This is a genomic window from Corynebacterium sp. AOP12-C2-36, from assembly GCF_052379185.1.
Lineage (GTDB): Bacteria > Actinomycetota > Actinomycetes > Mycobacteriales > Mycobacteriaceae > Corynebacterium.
Genome location: NZ_JBQSYJ010000007.1, coordinates 17,948 through 34,260, shown reverse-complemented (window position 1 = coordinate 34,260; position 16,313 = coordinate 17,948). Strand labels below are relative to the sequence as shown.

Annotated in this window: 12 protein-coding genes; 5 read left to right on the top strand and 7 right to left on the bottom strand. The window is 65.9% G+C overall.

What is annotated here, in order from left to right; all coding sequences use genetic code 11:
• Positions 1–64: 64 nt before the first annotated feature.
• The 5 genes from ACT3UN_RS07585 to ACT3UN_RS07565 are packed head-to-tail and all read right to left on the bottom strand — an operon-like array spanning position 65 to position 7,487.
• The gene (locus tag ACT3UN_RS07585; RefSeq protein ID WP_444656840.1) at positions 65–793 is read right to left on the bottom strand and encodes a hypothetical protein; all 729 of its coding nucleotides are present in this window, start codon (positions 791–793) and stop codon (positions 65–67) included.
• Positions 794–814: 21 nt separating this feature from the next.
• Positions 815–1,747 carry a hypothetical protein gene (locus ACT3UN_RS07580; RefSeq protein WP_441582827.1) on the bottom strand — a complete coding sequence of 311 codons (933 nt, stop codon included), beginning with the start codon at positions 1,745–1,747 and terminating at the stop codon, positions 815–817.
• Positions 1,748–1,751: 4 nt separating this feature from the next.
• The gene (locus tag ACT3UN_RS07575; protein ID WP_441582828.1) at positions 1,752–3,704 is read right to left on the bottom strand and encodes a hypothetical protein; all 1,953 of its coding nucleotides are present in this window, start codon (positions 3,702–3,704) and stop codon (positions 1,752–1,754) included.
• Positions 3,704–4,708 (bottom strand): PD-(D/E)XK motif protein, encoded by a 1,005-nt coding sequence (locus ACT3UN_RS07570; RefSeq protein WP_441582829.1) that lies wholly within the window; start codon positions 4,706–4,708, stop codon positions 3,704–3,706. Before ACT3UN_RS07570 ends, ACT3UN_RS07575 begins: the two co-directional genes overlap by 1 nt.
• Entirely contained in the window at positions 4,698–7,487 is a 2,790-nt protein-coding gene (locus ACT3UN_RS07565) for a Z1 domain-containing protein (protein ID WP_444656839.1), read from the bottom strand. Before ACT3UN_RS07565 ends, ACT3UN_RS07570 begins: the two co-directional genes overlap by 11 nt.
• A 298-nt stretch (positions 7,488–7,785) precedes the next feature.
• Between ACT3UN_RS07565 and ACT3UN_RS07560 the strand changes: the two genes are divergently transcribed.
• From ACT3UN_RS07560 to ACT3UN_RS07540, 5 genes are all read left to right on the top strand, one after another.
• Complete coding sequence (locus tag ACT3UN_RS07560) at positions 7,786–9,213, top strand: lamin tail domain-containing protein (RefSeq protein ID WP_444656838.1); 1,428 nt, start codon at positions 7,786–7,788, stop codon at positions 9,211–9,213.
• 52 nt (positions 9,214–9,265) lie between these two features.
• On the top strand, positions 9,266–9,868 hold the full coding sequence (locus ACT3UN_RS07555; RefSeq protein WP_444656837.1) for a TetR/AcrR family transcriptional regulator: 603 nt from the start codon (positions 9,266–9,268) through the stop codon (positions 9,866–9,868).
• A 79-nt stretch (positions 9,869–9,947) separates the two neighbouring features.
• Positions 9,948–11,117 carry a tyramine oxidase subunit B gene (locus tag ACT3UN_RS07550; RefSeq protein ID WP_441582833.1) on the top strand — a complete coding sequence of 390 codons (1,170 nt, stop codon included), beginning with the start codon at positions 9,948–9,950 and terminating at the stop codon, positions 11,115–11,117.
• Complete coding sequence (locus ACT3UN_RS07545) at positions 11,114–12,343, top strand: FAD-dependent oxidoreductase (RefSeq protein ID WP_441582834.1); 1,230 nt, start codon at positions 11,114–11,116, stop codon at positions 12,341–12,343. Before ACT3UN_RS07550 ends, ACT3UN_RS07545 begins: the two co-directional genes overlap by 4 nt.
• Positions 12,344–12,354: 11 nt before the next feature.
• A complete protein-coding gene (locus ACT3UN_RS07540) occupies positions 12,355–13,803 on the top strand; it encodes an APC family permease (protein ID WP_444656836.1) in 1,449 nt (482 codons plus the stop codon).
• 29 nt (positions 13,804–13,832) lie between these two features.
• Here ACT3UN_RS07540 and ACT3UN_RS07535 read toward each other — a convergent pair whose 3' ends face one another.
• Both ACT3UN_RS07535 and ACT3UN_RS07530 read right to left on the bottom strand, forming a co-directional pair.
• Complete coding sequence (locus tag ACT3UN_RS07535) at positions 13,833–15,287, bottom strand: hypothetical protein (protein WP_444656835.1); 1,455 nt, start codon at positions 15,285–15,287, stop codon at positions 13,833–13,835.
• Between the two features lie 130 nt (positions 15,288–15,417).
• On the bottom strand, positions 15,418–16,224 hold the full coding sequence (locus ACT3UN_RS07530) for an NAD(P)-binding domain-containing protein (RefSeq protein ID WP_301442404.1): 807 nt from the start codon (positions 16,222–16,224) through the stop codon (positions 15,418–15,420).
• Between the last annotated feature and the right edge of the window lie 89 nt (positions 16,225–16,313).

The window sequence follows — 16,313 nt, the reverse complement described above, 5'->3', positions numbered from 1 at the left end:
ACCTGCTGACAGAATGACATGTGTGGTGTTCTCGCCGTGGGTGGCGGGGATCTCTGGGACCAGGTTACCGGGCAAGGGCGGAGTCCACGCAATTCTGCACCAGTTGAGCGACCTGATCATCGTCGAGCGCCTCCACACACACGGTGGCAAGCTGTGCCTTGGTGATGAGCATGGTCGAGCGGAACTGGTCGGAGAGGTTCCCCGACGAGGAATTCGTGTCGGTCCTGCCGGTGAACTCACTGATGATCACCTTGGGCAGACGGGGGTCGCCTGCGACAGAGGTGCGCTCCAGCAACGCCACCGACTGATCCTCGCCGATACGGTCACTGAGCTCACCGAGAACGTGACCACGCCACCACAACTTCTTGAATGTGCTCTTCGGAGAGGAACCGAGGTAGCGGTTGAACTTGGGATTTCCGGTGTTGTTCGGGAATCTCCAGCTGGCGACGTCGAGAAGAAGGACTGTGGTGATGAAATTCCACAGTTCCGTCGAACGCGCATCGTTGACAGGTGCATCCACGTGCTTCAGGAAGACATGGGTGGCCTCACGGTCGAACTTGGAGAACGCGTTGCTCTTTTCACTGGTCCGGTACGGGTAACCGTAGGTTGCCGCCACCGTGAGAATTTCGTCCCGCAGGGACTGGAGGTCGGCGTCGCCGGCGCATTTCAGTCCTGTTTCGGACAGGCGGCTTTTCGGATGGCTGGTGGAGGCTTCTTCCGCGAGGGTGCTGATCGTCTTGGCCTCATCGACGGAGGCGCGGACTATGTCCTCAGCGAAGCGGTTGTCGAGCATAGGGAAAGATTTCATGGTCGACTACCCTTCGTCGCCGTAGTTGTTCTGGATGCGTGCCGAAATCATCCCAGGGTCGACCGCCGCCTTCTGCAGCAGGGCTTTGGGATCTTCATCGGGGAAGTAGGACCGTAGCACTCCGTGGAGCATCTGCCCGAGGCTCTCCTCGTCGTTCTCGAATTCGCTCAGGCGGTGCTCCTGTGAAAGTCCCAGAGCCGACCACGCCATATGTGTGCGCAGGTCGATATCGAGGAACCTCTGCCACATCTGGGTCTCCTTGGTGAGGGGTTTTCCGGAGTTGATGTTGTCGAGGGCGATCTTGGTGACCTTGTTCGCGGTGTTCAGGCAGACGCGCACCGCTCGGGTGACGTGTAACTCGGGGTCCGACTCCATATGGATCCTCCACATGGCCCCGGGGTCCAGCTCCAGTGCGTCCACGAAGCTGTAGGAGCTGGTGTGGACTGTAGATCCGACTCCCTCCAGATGAATGCGGAGTTCGCTCGACCAGAGAACGCTTCCAGGCTGCACTGGGGCCACGGAATCTGGGTCGGCCACCGGGTTACTCAGGAGCACGACGTTGAGCTCCACCGACACGGATCCCGCGACCTGGTCACCTGGAATGTGGAGACTCGGACGGTTGGCTCCATCGACAACGGGAATGGTCGTGCCGAAACCTCGGATCGATGTAGTTGGGCAACGCCAACGCATGAGGACTCCGAGATCTGCACCCGCGAGCGGAAGATCGCAGTCTTCGATCACCTCAGAGAGGTCAATCGACATCTCGGCTTTCACCTCAATGTCATTTCCACGGCCCCATAAGGAGAGGTCGGTGGACTGCTTCTCGCCGGAATCCAAGGCCACCGTAGTGATCTCGCCGCCGCAATCGATGTTCAGAGAGATATCCGAGAATCGTTCCTGCCGCGGGCGCAGGAAACCGTAGCTTATGTTGTTGGCCATTGCCTCAGTCCTCTGCGCTCTCGGTCTGGATGTGGTCGATCTTCAGGCTGACGGCGATACGACGCGGTTGCCGCACGAAAACTACGGCTCTGCTGTTCTCGGGGTCGAGGGTGACGCTGTCCCATTCGCCGGTGCCGGCAGCGTGGCGTGGCGGGCGCAGGTCTCGAAGGGAGCTTTCGGCGTCGATGTGACGCCATCCTTCGATCACCGGCCTGAACCCGAGTTCATCCCAGTTCTGGGTTGGGCCGGTGTCGGTCTCAACCTGGGCGTTGATACCCAACGTCATCGGGGCGCTACCGGCGGGAAGATCAGTGGAGATCTGGAAAACTGCGTAGAGTTCATCGCCGGCCGGAATGAGGTTGGCGAGTTCCGTCCGGGGCGTGGACGTCTTCGACCGCGACTTCTTTCCGCCAGGACTTCCCGACTTCGTCTTCGGTGGGCTCTTGGTAGTCATGGACGTGCCGGGGATGCTACCCAGAGCTCCACCGAGCATCGACGCGATTTGACGGCTCGCGTTTTCGTAAGGCGAGTCCCGGTCGGACACCCCGTCGCTGCTCCAGGACCGGATCAGGTTGTCCATGTGGTCCAGTGCGATCTTGACAGGATTGTTCCGGCTCTTCCACGAACCGGTGAGGTCCTGGTCGGTGAGGGTCCGCGGGTGCCAGCCGTCGTGGGTGGTCGGCTCACTGAGCGCGAACTCCCGGTCAAGGTCATCGGCTGCGGAGAATACGGCCGCGTAGTCCCGCCCGAAGCGGTCTGCAGGGCCGGGGCGATACTCCACGACCATTCGGGGTCCGCGCATCAAGGCGATTGACCCTCCGTTGTGTTCGATGACACTCTTCTGACCGGACGTGCGCCCTTGGATCTCCCTGATCCCGAGTCGGCCGAGGCCGTGTACGGGACGTCCGGAACGCACCGGGGAGACCTCTGTCGAGATGTGGAAATTGAATCCTTCGGCATCAGAGGGGTTGACCGAGAGACTGTGCTTGTATGCCGTCACGAACTCTTTGAGGATGGGGTCTGCCGTAGGGTCAGGCAGGGGGACATCCTCCGAGTTATGGGTGACCGCGAAGTGCAGCTCATCCTCGCCTTCAGGGGTGTGGACGATGTGAGGCCATGCCCAGCGGGTGAGGGCGCGGGCGATCTGCTCCATCTGTTCGCTCGACGAGTCCTCGAACGCAGGATCAATGACTGCGATCGATGTACCGGTCTGCTTCTCCTCGGTGAAGTGGCGGTCCATCTCGAAGAACTTGGCGGCGTTGTCCGCCTGGGCGCCGGTCATCGGTTCGGCGAAGACGGTGGCGTTTCCCGATCGGGGATCCTTGAACTCCTTCTCCACGCCCCACCAGTGCCGGCCGGTGTAGTTGAAGCCTTCGTACTCGTAGGAGTTGTCGTTCGCGACGGCGATGAAACGGTGGACCCGATTACCGGAGTCGTCGGTCGTGCGGGTGTAGACGAGGATGGTTCGGGAGTGCCCTGCCGTGAAGAACACACCCTTTCCGAATCCGTAGGATCCACCCTTCACCTTCTTGTTCGCGCTACGTCCGATCTCACGGACGAAGCTGTTGAAGTCCGAGTGTCCTTTCGCGGCGACGGCTGCGTTCGTCGGGCCGCGAAGGCCGGTCGTCCCCGAGTCGGAGACGATGAGGAGCGGAATGTTCGGCTTTTCGAGTGCATTCTTCAGACCCGGGACATGCTCGGTCCCTCGGCCGAACACTCGGCGACGAAGGATGTCGCTGCTGTGGTCGTCGAGCAAGCGGTAGTCGATGGCGAAGGTAACCCCGTCGTCAGCGCTCGACCGGTCCCGGGCATCCCAGCTGTTCTGGAGCGACTCGCGGACGAAGAGCTCCCAGTTCGTCAGGTTCGGACGACCGAGGGCGGTCGAGGCAGAGCGACCGTGCGTGAAGGATGATGCTGAGCCGCCGTCATGGTCGGCGAAGAGTGGGTAGACGCCCATCAGTTTTTCTCCAGAATCTGCGGCTCGGGACGATGACCCGGGATGGTTGACGGGTCACGCAGGTCAACGGTGTAGGCGACTCTGCTGATCCGGTCTGAGAGGCTCTCCACGGGTACACGCGGGAACTCTGCGTCGACGTCGAATTCGTGAGTCTCGAGGTGAAGGAACCGGGTGAATTCGGCGTCCTTTTCGAGGACCTCCGGGGATAGCCCGGACTCGCCCAGCTTTCGCAGCAGTTCCTCCGTGTCTATCCCTACCAGTGCCGAGATCTCCCGGATGAGGTCGGGGACGGAGGTGCCACCGTCGATCGTTTTCTCGTATTTTCGGACCAGGAGTACGAGAGGCTTCTCTCCCATGTCGGACAGCTGGTGGGCTCCATGGATGGTCACCGCCAAGTTCTCCCGGGAGAGGGTCGCCTTGCATTCGATGGAAGAATCCTGCAGCTCGAAGTCGTGACGTTCGTTGTCCGGTCCAGTCCACCGGCGGAGTACGTCCGCCCCCACCGTCTCATATACCGATCGGAGGGTTTCGAGCTCCAACAGGAGCCCGACCTGGATCTCATTGCTGGGGACAGCGGTACCCGCAGCGCGGAAGAGCCGCTGGCTTTCCGTGAGCAGCTGGACGGTGACGGCACCGGGATCCTGCTTCTCGTTTTCCCTCAGGGCATCGCAGAGATTGTCGACGAAGTCCCCGAACGTGCGGAGGAGTTTCTCGTCTGACAAGGTCACCTGGATGTAGTCGACCCCAGACCTGTGGAAGGTGGAGGTGGTGACAAGTTTGAGACTGGTGTGCTGAGGAAGGCGGTCGTAGTTCTCGAGCCACTCGCTGCCAACCGGGACGGCGACTCCGTAGGAGTGGTCGATGTTCGCCACGAGATACGGGGTGCCGGTGGTGAGCCCGAGGTCTATCTCGTAGGTCTCCTCAGGTGTCCGTTGGCTCGCACGGTAGGCGTCGAGGTTCTTCAGCTGCTCGAGGCTCGTGTTGTGTCCGGGGTTAAGCTTCATCTTTCTCCTCCTCGCGGCTGTCGGCGTCTTCCTCACGGCTCACGATGTCTTCGATCTCGGCCTGGTCGGCCTTGGCCTCGTCGATCTCTTCCTGGGTCAGGCCGCTCGGTGATTCTTCGTCGATGCCGCAGATGTACTCGACGGTGGACTCACTATCGGATTCGGGGAGGAAGACGCCGAGGGCGATCACGTGCTCCGCCGCGTCCAGCGACTTCCTGATCCGCCCGGTGTCCTTAACCTTCGATGCTTCTTCTTCGGTGAGGGGGCGGTCGGGTGCCGAGTTCTTGTCGATGGCGTAGATCGTCAGATGGCCGACACCCCTTCCCGTGTACTCGGCGTGCTTCTGGATGAGCACGGCGTCGGTGGATCCGAGATCACGCAGTTCGTTGTCGAGGGCCTTCCACTGGTCATCGTCGAACGGGAGGTCGTTGATGCGGTCCTTCGGTCCGACGAGGGTGTTGATGCTGGCGCGACCAGGCGTTGAGGAGCTGACCCGCGTGCGCTTGACCAGATTCACAGGCTGCTCGAGTCCCAGGTCGATAGTGCCTCGAACGTCGTTCTTCTGCCCGATCACCGAGACGTTCCAGGAGTGGAGGCCTCCGTTCTCCACCTCCTTCTCGATGTATTTCATGAGCAGGTCCCACTTGTTGCCGTGGGGAGTGTCCTCCACGTCCTCAATGAACCGGTACTGGTTGATGAAGTCGAGGACCTGATCGTTCTTGAGCCCGGAGTAGATGGTGGAGCCGTTCACGCTCCGGCGCCTCCCGGGACCGGCCGTTTCACGGAGTCCGGCCAGGAAGCTGCGGGTGGTCTCGATGTTGTGCCCGAGGAAGTCCTCGTCCTTCTCGTGGAACACGATCGTCTGGGCCCGTGCCCCCGAGAAACTCATCGAGGCCTTCTTGTGGTTGCGCATCTTCGCTGCGCTGGTCACCTGCATGGCCGGGTGGAGGCGGATCTTCGCGCGGAACTCGGACGGGGTCTTTCCTTCGACGGAGTACCTGCCGAGGTCGCGTCGCAGGTCCTCCTCGACGGTCGCGAGATCCTTGAACCACTCCGCCAGGCCGGGGGTCATCCAGATGCGGACGAAGTCCTCGTAGCCGTGACGGAATCCGAACCAGCGTCCCATCTGTAGCAGTGTGTCGTAGGTACGTGAGACCCGGGCGAAGTAGCTGCAGACGAGACCCTCCAGGGTCAGCCCACGGGACAGGGTGTTGCCGCCGACGGCGATGACGGTCTGGGGTCCGTTGCTGTAGTCGAGACGCTGGTCCGACTGTCCGTTGTCGACGATGAACTGGACCTCGTCGAGGACTTCCTGCAGCCGGGACCACACCTGCTCGAAGGTGACGTTGGTGTAGCTGGAGTTCTGTTCCTGGATCGAGTTCTCCCGGTCCCAGAACTCCTCGAGCTCCTGTTTGAAAGCAGGTGCAGACAGCGACTGGCTGAACTCATTGACGCTCTCCTCGACGGCGTCGGCCAGGTGCTGGTGCGCGAGTACACGGGGCGAGCTGTGGATCAGCATGGAGGAGTGCTTGTCACTCTGCCCTCGGGCCCGCCGAGCTGCGCTGGCGAGCAGGAACCAGCGAAGGGCATCGCGGAGCGAATCGGGGAGCTCCGGGGTCCAGGACTCGATTCCCTTGCTGGGGGGACGGACGTCGTCGACCTCGTGGGCGGGGATGTCCCGGATGACGTCCACCATCTTGTCGTCGATCTCGGCGGGGTCCTCACCGATGACGGCGTCACGACCGAAGAGTTGGGCTGCGCCGAAGTACCCTTCGGGGCGGGGGAGCACGGTGATGTAGTTGTCCGGGTAGAGGTCAGCCTCATCGTTCGGGTCGATGAGGATGTTGGCGAAAGGCGTCGCCGTGTATGCGATGTATGAGGTCCTGCGTCGGTTGAGCAGGTCGCTGATCTGGGCGTTGATCGCGCTCCGACGGTTCTTTTCCTTGGTGGAGGTCATCACGTTGACGCTGGCCTGGTCGGCCTCGTCGTCGATAACCAGGATCGGGGCGGTGAGACTGCCTTCCTGACGTGCGACGTCGTCGAGCCATTTGTTCAGCTTCTTCAGACGGGGACCGTTCTTCTTGATCACCACCAGCTGGCGCTCATCGTCGTTCGTCAGCTTGTAGCCGTTCTTGTTGGGCCTGAAGTCCTCACCGGGCTGGGTGTGGACGGTCCAGTCTTTCTGGGTGTAGGAGGTCAGACTCTTCTCCAGTCGCTCCTGGGTCTGTTCCCGCAGGCTGTTGGTCATGCCGGCGAGGACGACGATGAGACGGTAGCCCTCGTCGGCGGCCTTGGCGATGACGGAGAGGAAGTTGGTGGTTTTGCCACTCTGGACGAAGCCGACGACGAGCCCGCGGGTCTTCAGGTCCTGGATCGTCGGCATGCCGGCGCTGGCGATCACCTGGTTGCTGGACTCGTCGATCTTCTCCAGGGCATCGGGGCCCAGGTCCTCGGAGATCGCCTCACGCACGGGGGGCCAGTACTTGTCCCGGTCGAGGTCGGGCCCCTCGTACCAGCCGTTGCTCACCTTCCTCGTGCTGTCGTCGACGAGTATCGGCCAGGTCTTCGGCTCACGGACTTCGTCGATGAACTTCTCGATCGCCGCCAGGGCTTCCCACAGGATTATGCGTGCATCGGGGGGCCGCCAACTGCGCTGCCCCGAAAGGTGCTCTGCGGCTTGAGTGGGGGTGGCCCCGAGGAGTTTCATACGGCCCCGGATCGCATCGGCAGCCTCCTCCAGCCATTCAGCCCTCTCCTCGGCGGTGATCTCGGTGTCCATGCGGTGCTCCTCCTCGTTGCATCTGGTTACACAATGAAACATTAGAGGACAGGTAGGACGCCTGAAGTGGCAACCGTGTGGCTGTTCGATCGTGCGTGCGATCGACTGGAATTCCGCTGCCATTACCAGGACTTTTACCGTCTCATCCTGTGCCGAACCAGCAGGTGGACACCCCCGGAATGGGTTGACGTCGAGAATGTGCCCGTTCGAACCCCGGAGCCCTCCACCCGCCACCTGACAGCTCCTGTTCACCTGCAGTCCGGGTTGCGTCAACCTCCGGACTCTATCGTCGCTTCCCGTGAAGTCTCCCTACCGTAGAGCGGCCCTGGCCGTCGTCCCCGCCCTGATGCTCGCCCCACTAACCGTCGCCTGCGCGGCGGACTCCGACGCGGGCTCCGGCTCGGGCATCACGTCCAGCATCACCCCGGTGCCCACCGACGGCACCGGCGGCAGCGGCGACACCGACTCCACCATCGTGATCAACGAGGTGGAGTCCGACGGCGACTCCGAGGGCGACTGGGTCGAACTAGCCAACACCGACCCCAACAACGCCGTCGACGTCGCCGGTTGGACCATCATCGACGACGATGACTCCCACGACCCCATCGTCCTGCCCGAGGACACCGAGATCGAGTCCGGCGGCTACCTCGTCGTCTTCACCGACGACTCCTTCGGCCTCGGCGGAACCGATTCCGTGACCCTCTCCGACTCCTCCGGCACACTCGTCGACGAAACCAGCTGGTCCGGTCACGCCGACACGACCTGGGGCCGCGTCCCCGACACGACCGGCGATTTCACCACCACCGGCGAAGCCACCAAGGGCCTGCGCAACGTCGCCTCGGACGAGACGGACGGCGCCCAGTCGGACACCGACCCGTGGCCCTTCGACCCGCAGGACGTCGCCCCGGTCACCCTGACCGACGATGACGACGGCGAGTTCACCGAGGACTTCACCGGCGAGGACATGTCCGGCGTCGACTTCGGTGCCGACGGCACCGCCTACGTGGTCAACAACGACGAGGGCGTCCTCTACGTCCTCACCCCGCAGGACGGCAACAGCTACCACGTGGACGCCCGCCACCAGCTGCGATACCCGGACGGCACGGGCATGCCGGACGCCGAGGGCGTCACCGTGGGCGCGGACGGCGCGGTCTACGTCGCCACCGAACGCGACAACTCCGACGACACCAATAACACCTCACGCCCCTCCGTCCTGCGCTACGAGGTGGCGGAGGACGACGCGGACGACGAGGACGCCGAGCTCACCGCGACCGACGAGTGGAACCTCGCCGAGTTCACCGGCGACGTCGAGGCGAACGGCGGGCTGGAGACCATCGCCTGGATCTCCGACTCCCTCTTCGCCGTCGGCGTGGAGGACACCGGCGAGGTCCTCTTCGTGACCCTGGACGCCGGTCAGGACGCCACCCTCGAGCAGCGCTACGACTCACCCTTCGACGGGGTGATGGCCAGCGACTACGACGCCGACGCCGGCGAGCTGACCATCCTGTGCGACGAGGCCTGCAACGGCGAGTCCCAGGTCCTCGTGGCCGGTGACGGTGAGGATTTCTCGCCGAAGGACGACAGCATCAGCGCCCGGCCCGCCGGCACCGACAACCTGGCCAACGAGGGTTACGCCCGGTACGTCGGGCCGGACGGCACCGAACGCTTCCTCTGGGCCGACGACGGTGCCACCGACGGTGTCGGCCTGCGCGGCGCGGTGGGCTGAGCGGGAGAAAACCACCACCGGCCGTTTAGCCCACCCACTAGACTCTTCTGACGTGCCCCGACGCGTAGACCACGACCAACGTCGCCAGGAGATCATCGGCTCCGTCTGGCGGATCATCGCCGATGAAGGCCTCGACGCCGTCACCACGCGCCGTATCGCCGACGCCACGGGCTTCTCCAACGGCCTGCTGCGCTACTACTTCCCCGGCAAGGACGCGGTGGTCACCGCCGCATTCGAGTACGTCTACGCGGCCACCAACGAGCGCGCACAGGTGCCCGGAGGCGAGCGTGGCCGGCCCGGACTGGAACGTCTCGCCGCCGAGATCCTTCCGCTGGACGACGTCCGACGGGCCGAGGCCCGCGTCGTCACCGCCTTCTGGCAGCGTGCCGTCAACCACGTCGACGAGGCGGAGGTCTTCGCCGAGCGCATGGCCAACTGGCGTCGGAGTTTCCTCGACCGGCTCGACGAGGCTGCGCAGGACGGCAGGCTCCGACCGGACGTCACTGACCGGCAGGCCAGGGAAGTGGTCGTCGACGAGCTGCTCACCATGCTCACCGGCGCGCAGGTGTGGGCCGCGCTGAACCAGGACGAAGCGTCCCCGCAGCGCCTCAGCGCGCAGCTGGACGCCTTCTGCGACCGCGTCTTCCTGTCCTGACCACAGTTTTTCTCCACGCGTACAAAAAGGTCACCGGTCAGCAACGGCCGTGAAACACGCGGCCTGTTCCATGGCCGATATGACAGCAACCACCACCGCAACCACCACCGCTCCCACCAACCCCCGTCTGGACACCCTCTACCTCAGCGAACCGGACATGGTCGCCGCCGGGGTCAGGGACATGCCCGCCTGCGTGGACACGATGGAGGAGATGTTCTCCCTCCTCGGCGTCGGCGACTACCGGATGGGCGGGGCCAACAACAACTCCCACGGCTCCATGGTCCTGTTCCCCGACGAATCCCCGCACCCACGCATGCCGAAGAACGGGCCCGACCGGCGCTTCATGGCCATGCCCGCCTACCTCGGCGGCTCCTTCCACACCGCCGGGGTGAAGTGGTACGGCTCCAACACGGAGAACCGCAGCTCCGGGCTGCCGCGCTCCATCCACACCTTCGTGCTCAACGACGCCGACTCGGGTGCACCCCTGGCGATCATGAACGGCAACCTGCTGTCGTCCTACCGGACCGGCGCAGTCTCCGGCGTCGGCGCCCGCCACCTGGCGAAGCCGGGTGCGACGGTCGCTGCGGTCGTCGGACCGGGCGTGATGGGCAAGACCGCCCTGGAGGCCTTCGCCGCCGGCGTCCCCACGCTGCACACCGTCCGGGTGAAGGGGCGCAGCCAGGCCGGCATCGACGACTTCACCGCCTGGGTACGCGAGACCCTCCCGCAGTTCACCACCGTCGAGGTCGCCGACACCGCTGAGGAGGCCCTGCACGGCGCCGAGGTCGTCGCCTACACCACCACGGCACCGATCGGCGCCGACAACTACCCGGTGCTCGACCCGTCCTGGCTGGCACCGGGGGCGTTCGTGTCCCTGCCGTCGTGCATCAACATCCCCGACGCCTGGCTCGCCTCCGACGCCGCCAGTCTGGTCCTCGACAACCGCAGCCTCTACGAGTGCTGGCACGAGGAGTTCGGCGAGGACGCCTTCGAGACCGTCGGCATCATCGGCAACAAGTTCCTCGCCCTGGAGAAGACGGGCGAGATCCCGGACGGCAGCGTGGCCGACATCGCGGACGTCATCAACGGAACCACCGTGGGGCGCCGCTCGGAGAACGACATCGTGGTCTACTCCGTCGGCGGCATGCCCGTCGAGGACGTCGCCTGGGCCACTACCCTGTACCGGCGCGCCCTGGAGCGCAGCATCGGCACCTCGCTGCCCGTCTGGGACACCCCGGAGATGGTATGAGCGAACACCTCGAACATTACGACTACGTGGTCGTGGGCTGCGGATCCATCGGATCGATGGCCCTGTGGCAGCTCACCGAGCGTGCCCCGGAGGCCCGCATCCTCGGCCTCGAACGCTTCGGCCGTATCCACACCAAGGGCTCCTACTCCGGTGAGTCGCGCCTGTTCCGCGTGGCGCTGAAGGAGGGCGGTATCTACATCCCCCTGGTGCAGCGCGCCCGCGAGATGTGGCTGGAGCTCAACGAACGCACCGGACGCGACGTCTTCCTGCCCATCGGCGCGGTCAGCGTCGCCCCGGCGGACTTCGCCACCATGCGCCAGACCATGGAGGTCATCGCCGAACACGACCTCGAGCACGAGGTCCTCGACGCCACCGAACTCGCAGGACGCTACCCTGCGTTCGCCGCGCCGGCGCCCGGGGCGTCCCCCGACGTCGCCATCGTCGACCCCGCCGGCGGCGGGATCCGCCCCGAACTCGCCGTCGCCCTCTCCCAGCAGCTCGCGCTGGACGCCGGCGCCGAGCTGCGCGACCACACCCGCGTGCTCGCGATCGAGCCGGGGGAGGGGCCGGACGGCTCGACGCTCATCCGTCTCTCGCGGCAGGACGGCACCGTCGGTACCGTCGGCGCCGTCACGGCGGACAAGGTCATCGTCGCCAACGGTTCCTGGGCCGCCGACCTGTACCCCGACCTCGCCGAGCACATCAGCGTGCAGGCGATCCCCCTGACCTGGTACCTGCCGTTGGAGATCACCGACTTCCTGCCGGAGAACCTGCCGATCTTCATGCGCGACGTCACCACCTCCACCGGCGAGGTCTGGCACTGCTACGGCGCGCCCAGCCTCGACGGCTACAGCGTGAAGATCTCCCACGGAGACTTCGCCGGCGGCGCGTCCACACCCGACGGCATCGAGGAACTGCGCACCGGCGTGCTGCCCGAGATCCTCACCACCCTCTTCGCCGAACGCAGCTCCGCCTTCTTCGACGGCATGCTCGACGACCCCGTCCGGCTGACCCTCCATCACGACGGCTTCACCGCCGACCACGTCCCGGTCCTCGGCCTCGCCCCCGGCAGCGACGGCGCCGTGACCGTGGCGACGGGGATGAGCGGCAACGGCATGAAGTTCGCCCCCGTCTACGGGCGCATCGCCGCCGACCTCGCCGTCGACGGCACCTCGCCGCTACGTCCCGACTCCTTCGACTACCCCACCTCCGCCCGCACGTCCTGAGAGGACGCACCATGCCCACACCAGTCACCACAACCACCACGCAGGATGCCCCGACGCTGCGGAAGGGGTCGCTGACCACGACCTCCATCGTCTTCATGGTCATCGCCGCCGCCGCACCGTTGACCGTCATCGGCGGTGCCCTGCCCATCGGCATGGCCGCCGGAAACGGAGCCGGCTACCCCACCATGTACGCCGTCGGCGCGGTGATCCTCGTCCTGTTCTCCGTCGGTCTGACGACCATGTCGAAGTACATCTCCGAGCCAGGCGCCTTCTACTCCTACGTCGAGACCGCCTTCGGACGCCGCCTCGGCATGGGCACCGCCTACCTCGCGCTGCTGACCTACACCGCCATCCAGTTCGCCGTCTACGGCTTCCTCGGCCAGCAGCTCACCCTGCTCGTCGCCCCGGTCGCCGACGTGCCGTGGTGGGTGTTCTCCCTGGCCACCGCCGCTGTCGTCGGCTACCTCGGCTACCGCAGCATCGAACTGAGCTCCAGGGCGCTGGGTGTGCTGCTCGTCGCCGAGATCGCCATCGTCGTGCTGCTCGACGTCGTCATCGTCGGACGTGGCGGTGCCGAGGGGCTCAACGCCGACCCCTTCCTGCCGGAGAACGTCTTCTCCGGGGCGATGGGCGTGGGTCTGATGATGGCCATGGCCGGCTTCATCGGTTTCGAGTCCACCACCGTGTTCCGTTCCGAGGCGCGTGACTCCGACCGCACCGTGCCGCGCGCCACGTACATTTCCGTCGCCGTGATCGGCATCTTCTACACCGTCTCCGGCTGGGCCGTGGTCCAGGCGTGGGGCACCGACAACGTGGTCGACGCCGCGGTCTCGAACCCCGACGAGATGATCGCCACCACCGCCGTCAACTACCTCGGCGCCTGGTCCGGGCCCGTGGTCCACGTCCTCCTGCTGACCAGCCTGTTCGCCTGCGTCTTGTCCTTCCACAACGTGCTCACCCGCTACCAGCACGCCATCTCCCACAAGCGTGGACTGCCCCGACGCCTGCGCGCCGTCCACCTGACCTACCGGTCACCGCACATGTCCTCCATCGTGCAGACCGCGACCGTCGCCGTGCTCACCGTGGTGTGCGCACTGCTCGGCATGGACCCGGTGGTCGAGATCTTCACCTGGTTCTCCGGGTTGGCGACGCTGACCATCATCATCCTCATGCTGCTGGTGTCCGTGGCGGTGATCGTCTACTTCCGCTCACGGCCGACGCTGCCGGTCGGGACGTGGAAGCGGACGGTGGCCCCGGTACTCGCCTTCCTGGGCCTGGCTGCGGCCCTGTACTTCATCGGTGCGAACCTGACGATGCTGGTCGGCGGTAGTTCCGCGGTGGCCGTGGGGCTGGCATTGGCCGCTCCGGCAGCCTTCATCACCGGCGTGGTGTGCTCCACCTTCATCCCCGAGTTCGACGACAAGGTGATCACCCGCGCCATGGCGAGGAAGATGCGCTGATCGGGTCAGCCTCGCTGGAACACGAACCGTCAGCCGGCCGGTGAGACCTTGAGCATGCGGGTGGCGGTGGCCTGCCACAGTGTTCCGTCCGGGGCGATCATGCCGGTGAGCTGCATCGGCTGGTCGAACGGCAGGATGCCGACCGGGGTGCGGGAGGTCTCGCGGCCACTGTCCGCGTCGACGCCGACCACGCTCACCGTCCGGTCGTCGTCCCCGCGGGACAGCGCCCAGATGGTGCCGTCCTCCCTCGTCAGCTCCGGGAGCGTGTCCAGCGCCGTGTCGGTCTCCCACTGCCGCACGCACCGTTCGCGTCCGGAGGCGTCCTTCTGCAGGTCGACGCGGGTCAGGCCGCCGCGAAAGTCGGCGTCCTGCGGGACGGACTCGCCGTCCACGGCGAGGTCCGGGTAGTCGTAGCCGTAGGTGGAGGGGATCCACAGGGAGTCGCCGTCGGCGAGCAGGGAGTTCTCCGTGCCGGGGCCGGCCTGGTCGAACGCCGGGAGTGAGCAGACGGTGTCGCCGGTGGCGGCGTCGAGCACCAGGAGGTTGGGGGAGGCGTCGGCGTTGTCGACGATCGCCACGCGCTCGGCGCCGGTGCCGAAGAAGGTGGGCGTCGTCCCGGAACCCCACGACAGCTGCCCGGGCTTGCGCGCGCTGCCGCGGTCGTAGGTGCGCGACCAGGCGACGGTGGGGTCACCGGCCGCGTCGGCGCGGACGTCGTGGAGACCGTGGCTGGTCAGTACGCTGACCCCGTCCCGCCGTGGTGTGAGCCCGTTGGCGATGGTCTCGCCGCCCGGTGTGTCCGTGCCCAGTGCCACGGTGCGGACGGTGGGGTCGGCTCCGGTGTCGTCGAGGTATCCGGTGACGGCGTCCTCGGTGGCGAACCAGGTCCGGCCGTTCTCGTCGGGGGAGAGCCCGGCGATCGCGGCGTCGGTGCCGAGGTCGGGTAGCTCGGTACGTTTCTCGACCTGCAGCGTCCAGCGCCCGTCCTCCAGGACGTGCGCGATACGCAGGATCGCGTGCCCCTCGGCCACGACCAGGCGGTCCTCGCCGTCCAGATACCCGTAGACCCCGCCGAGAAGCCCCGTCTTCCTCAGTTCCAACGACGCCACGGGCCGGGCGGTCGCCGGGTCGAAGAGGACGACGGACGGTGCGACCGGTGTCAGCCCGTGCTCGGTGCCGAGGTACCTGGTGCACAGTGCGACCGGCATGCCGTCGGCGCCCTGGAAGACCGTCGAGCAGGCACCACCGGGCACGGAGAAGTCCACGGACGGTGACGCGCCGGGCCCTGACCAGGGGACACTGTCGGTGGAACCGAGGTCACGGTGCATGAGTGCGGTTCCGTGCCCGCGCCGCGGGGAGCCAGGATCCTCGGACCCCACGGCGGGGGCGGACGCCAGGACGCCGACCGTTGTGACGGTGACCAGCGACGACAACACCCGACGCGCGACGGATCGGGTGCCGGGGAGAGGGGGCCGGATGCTCATGTGGACGAACCGTAGACGACGTCCCGCGCCAGGCCGGCCGGTACGGATCAGGGTGAGCCGGAGGGTTTACATTCACCGGCCCGGTGGGCTCTGCGCCCGTCATGCCATCTGTGTCATTCCCCTGACGAACTCACCCATGTGCCGCGCGCCGCCAGGTGCCGTCCAACGCGTCATGGAGGCGTCCGGTGGTGGCGTCGTCGAAGAAGGTGGTGCGCAGCTGCTCGTTGAGCCCGCCCGGGGTCTCGTGGGAGCGGATCACCTCAGGCATCGGCGTCGCCGTGTCCACCAACGACGGCGCGAGGCTCGCCGCCATGCCACGGATGAACGGTTCGGCCACGTCCTGCGGCAGCCCACGTCCCACGGTCCAGTCCACCAGTGAGGAGATGTACTGCAGCAGTCCGGTGCACGCGCCGGTGGTGGCGGAGAGCACGGCCATCTGCGACTCATCCGGAACCACGAGCGCCCCGCCGATGCGGTCGAACAGTTCGACGGCGGCGGGGACGTCCGGGGTGACGGGCACCTCGATGCCGTGCTCGGCGACCGGCGGGAGCGGGATCGCGCGGGCGACCGGGATGTCGTCGCGTCCGACGGCGCGGCGCACTGCCTCGATGCTCACCCCGGCGAGCACGCTGACCACGGTCTGACCGTCGCGGAAGGGGGCCTCGGCCAGGGCCTCGTCGAGCTGGTCGGGGCGCACGGCCACGACGACAACGTCGGACTGGTCGACGACCTCGGCGTTGGATGCTGCGACGCTGGCCTGCGGGAACCGCTCGCGCAGCCGGGCGACGTTGGCGGAGCCCCGCGGGGACAGGACGACGGGTGTGGAGTCGTCACCGGCACCGGAGCTGCGCAGGAGCCCCTCGACCATCGAGACGGCGATGGACCCGACGCCGACGAATCCCACGGTGCCGAGCGTGCTGTTCATGGAGTTGTTCATGATGCTCACCGTGCCAGGAACCCGTCGTCGGCGCCACATGTCATCTGACTCATGCCCCAGGGCAGAAAACCGCCGGAAATTGCCCTGGG

Excerpts from the sequence above, each read along its gene's own strand:
- ACT3UN_RS07585 (WP_444656840.1), bottom strand. The coding sequence starts at position 793 with ATGCTCGACAACCGCTTCGCTGAGGACATAGTCCGCGCCTCCGTCGAT.
- ACT3UN_RS07565 (WP_444656839.1), bottom strand. The coding sequence starts at position 7,487 with ATGGACACCGAGATCACCGCCGAGGAGAGGGCTGAATGGCTGGAGGAG.
- ACT3UN_RS07570 (WP_441582829.1), bottom strand. The coding sequence starts at position 4,708 with ATGAAGCTTAACCCCGGACACAACACGAGCCTCGAGCAGCTGAAGAAC.
- ACT3UN_RS07545 (WP_441582834.1), top strand. The coding sequence starts at position 11,114 with ATGAGCGAACACCTCGAACATTACGACTACGTGGTCGTGGGCTGCGGA.
- ACT3UN_RS07550 (WP_441582833.1), top strand. The coding sequence starts at position 9,948 with ATGACAGCAACCACCACCGCAACCACCACCGCTCCCACCAACCCCCGT.
- ACT3UN_RS07540 (WP_444656836.1), top strand. The coding sequence starts at position 12,355 with ATGCCCACACCAGTCACCACAACCACCACGCAGGATGCCCCGACGCTG.
- ACT3UN_RS07530 (WP_301442404.1), bottom strand. The coding sequence starts at position 16,224 with ATGAACAACTCCATGAACAGCACGCTCGGCACCGTGGGATTCGTCGGC.
- ACT3UN_RS07575 (WP_441582828.1), bottom strand. The coding sequence starts at position 3,704 with ATGGGCGTCTACCCACTCTTCGCCGACCATGACGGCGGCTCAGCATCA.
- ACT3UN_RS07535 (WP_444656835.1), bottom strand. The coding sequence starts at position 15,287 with ATGAGCATCCGGCCCCCTCTCCCCGGCACCCGATCCGTCGCGCGTCGG.
- ACT3UN_RS07580 (WP_441582827.1), bottom strand. The coding sequence starts at position 1,747 with ATGGCCAACAACATAAGCTACGGTTTCCTGCGCCCGCGGCAGGAACGA.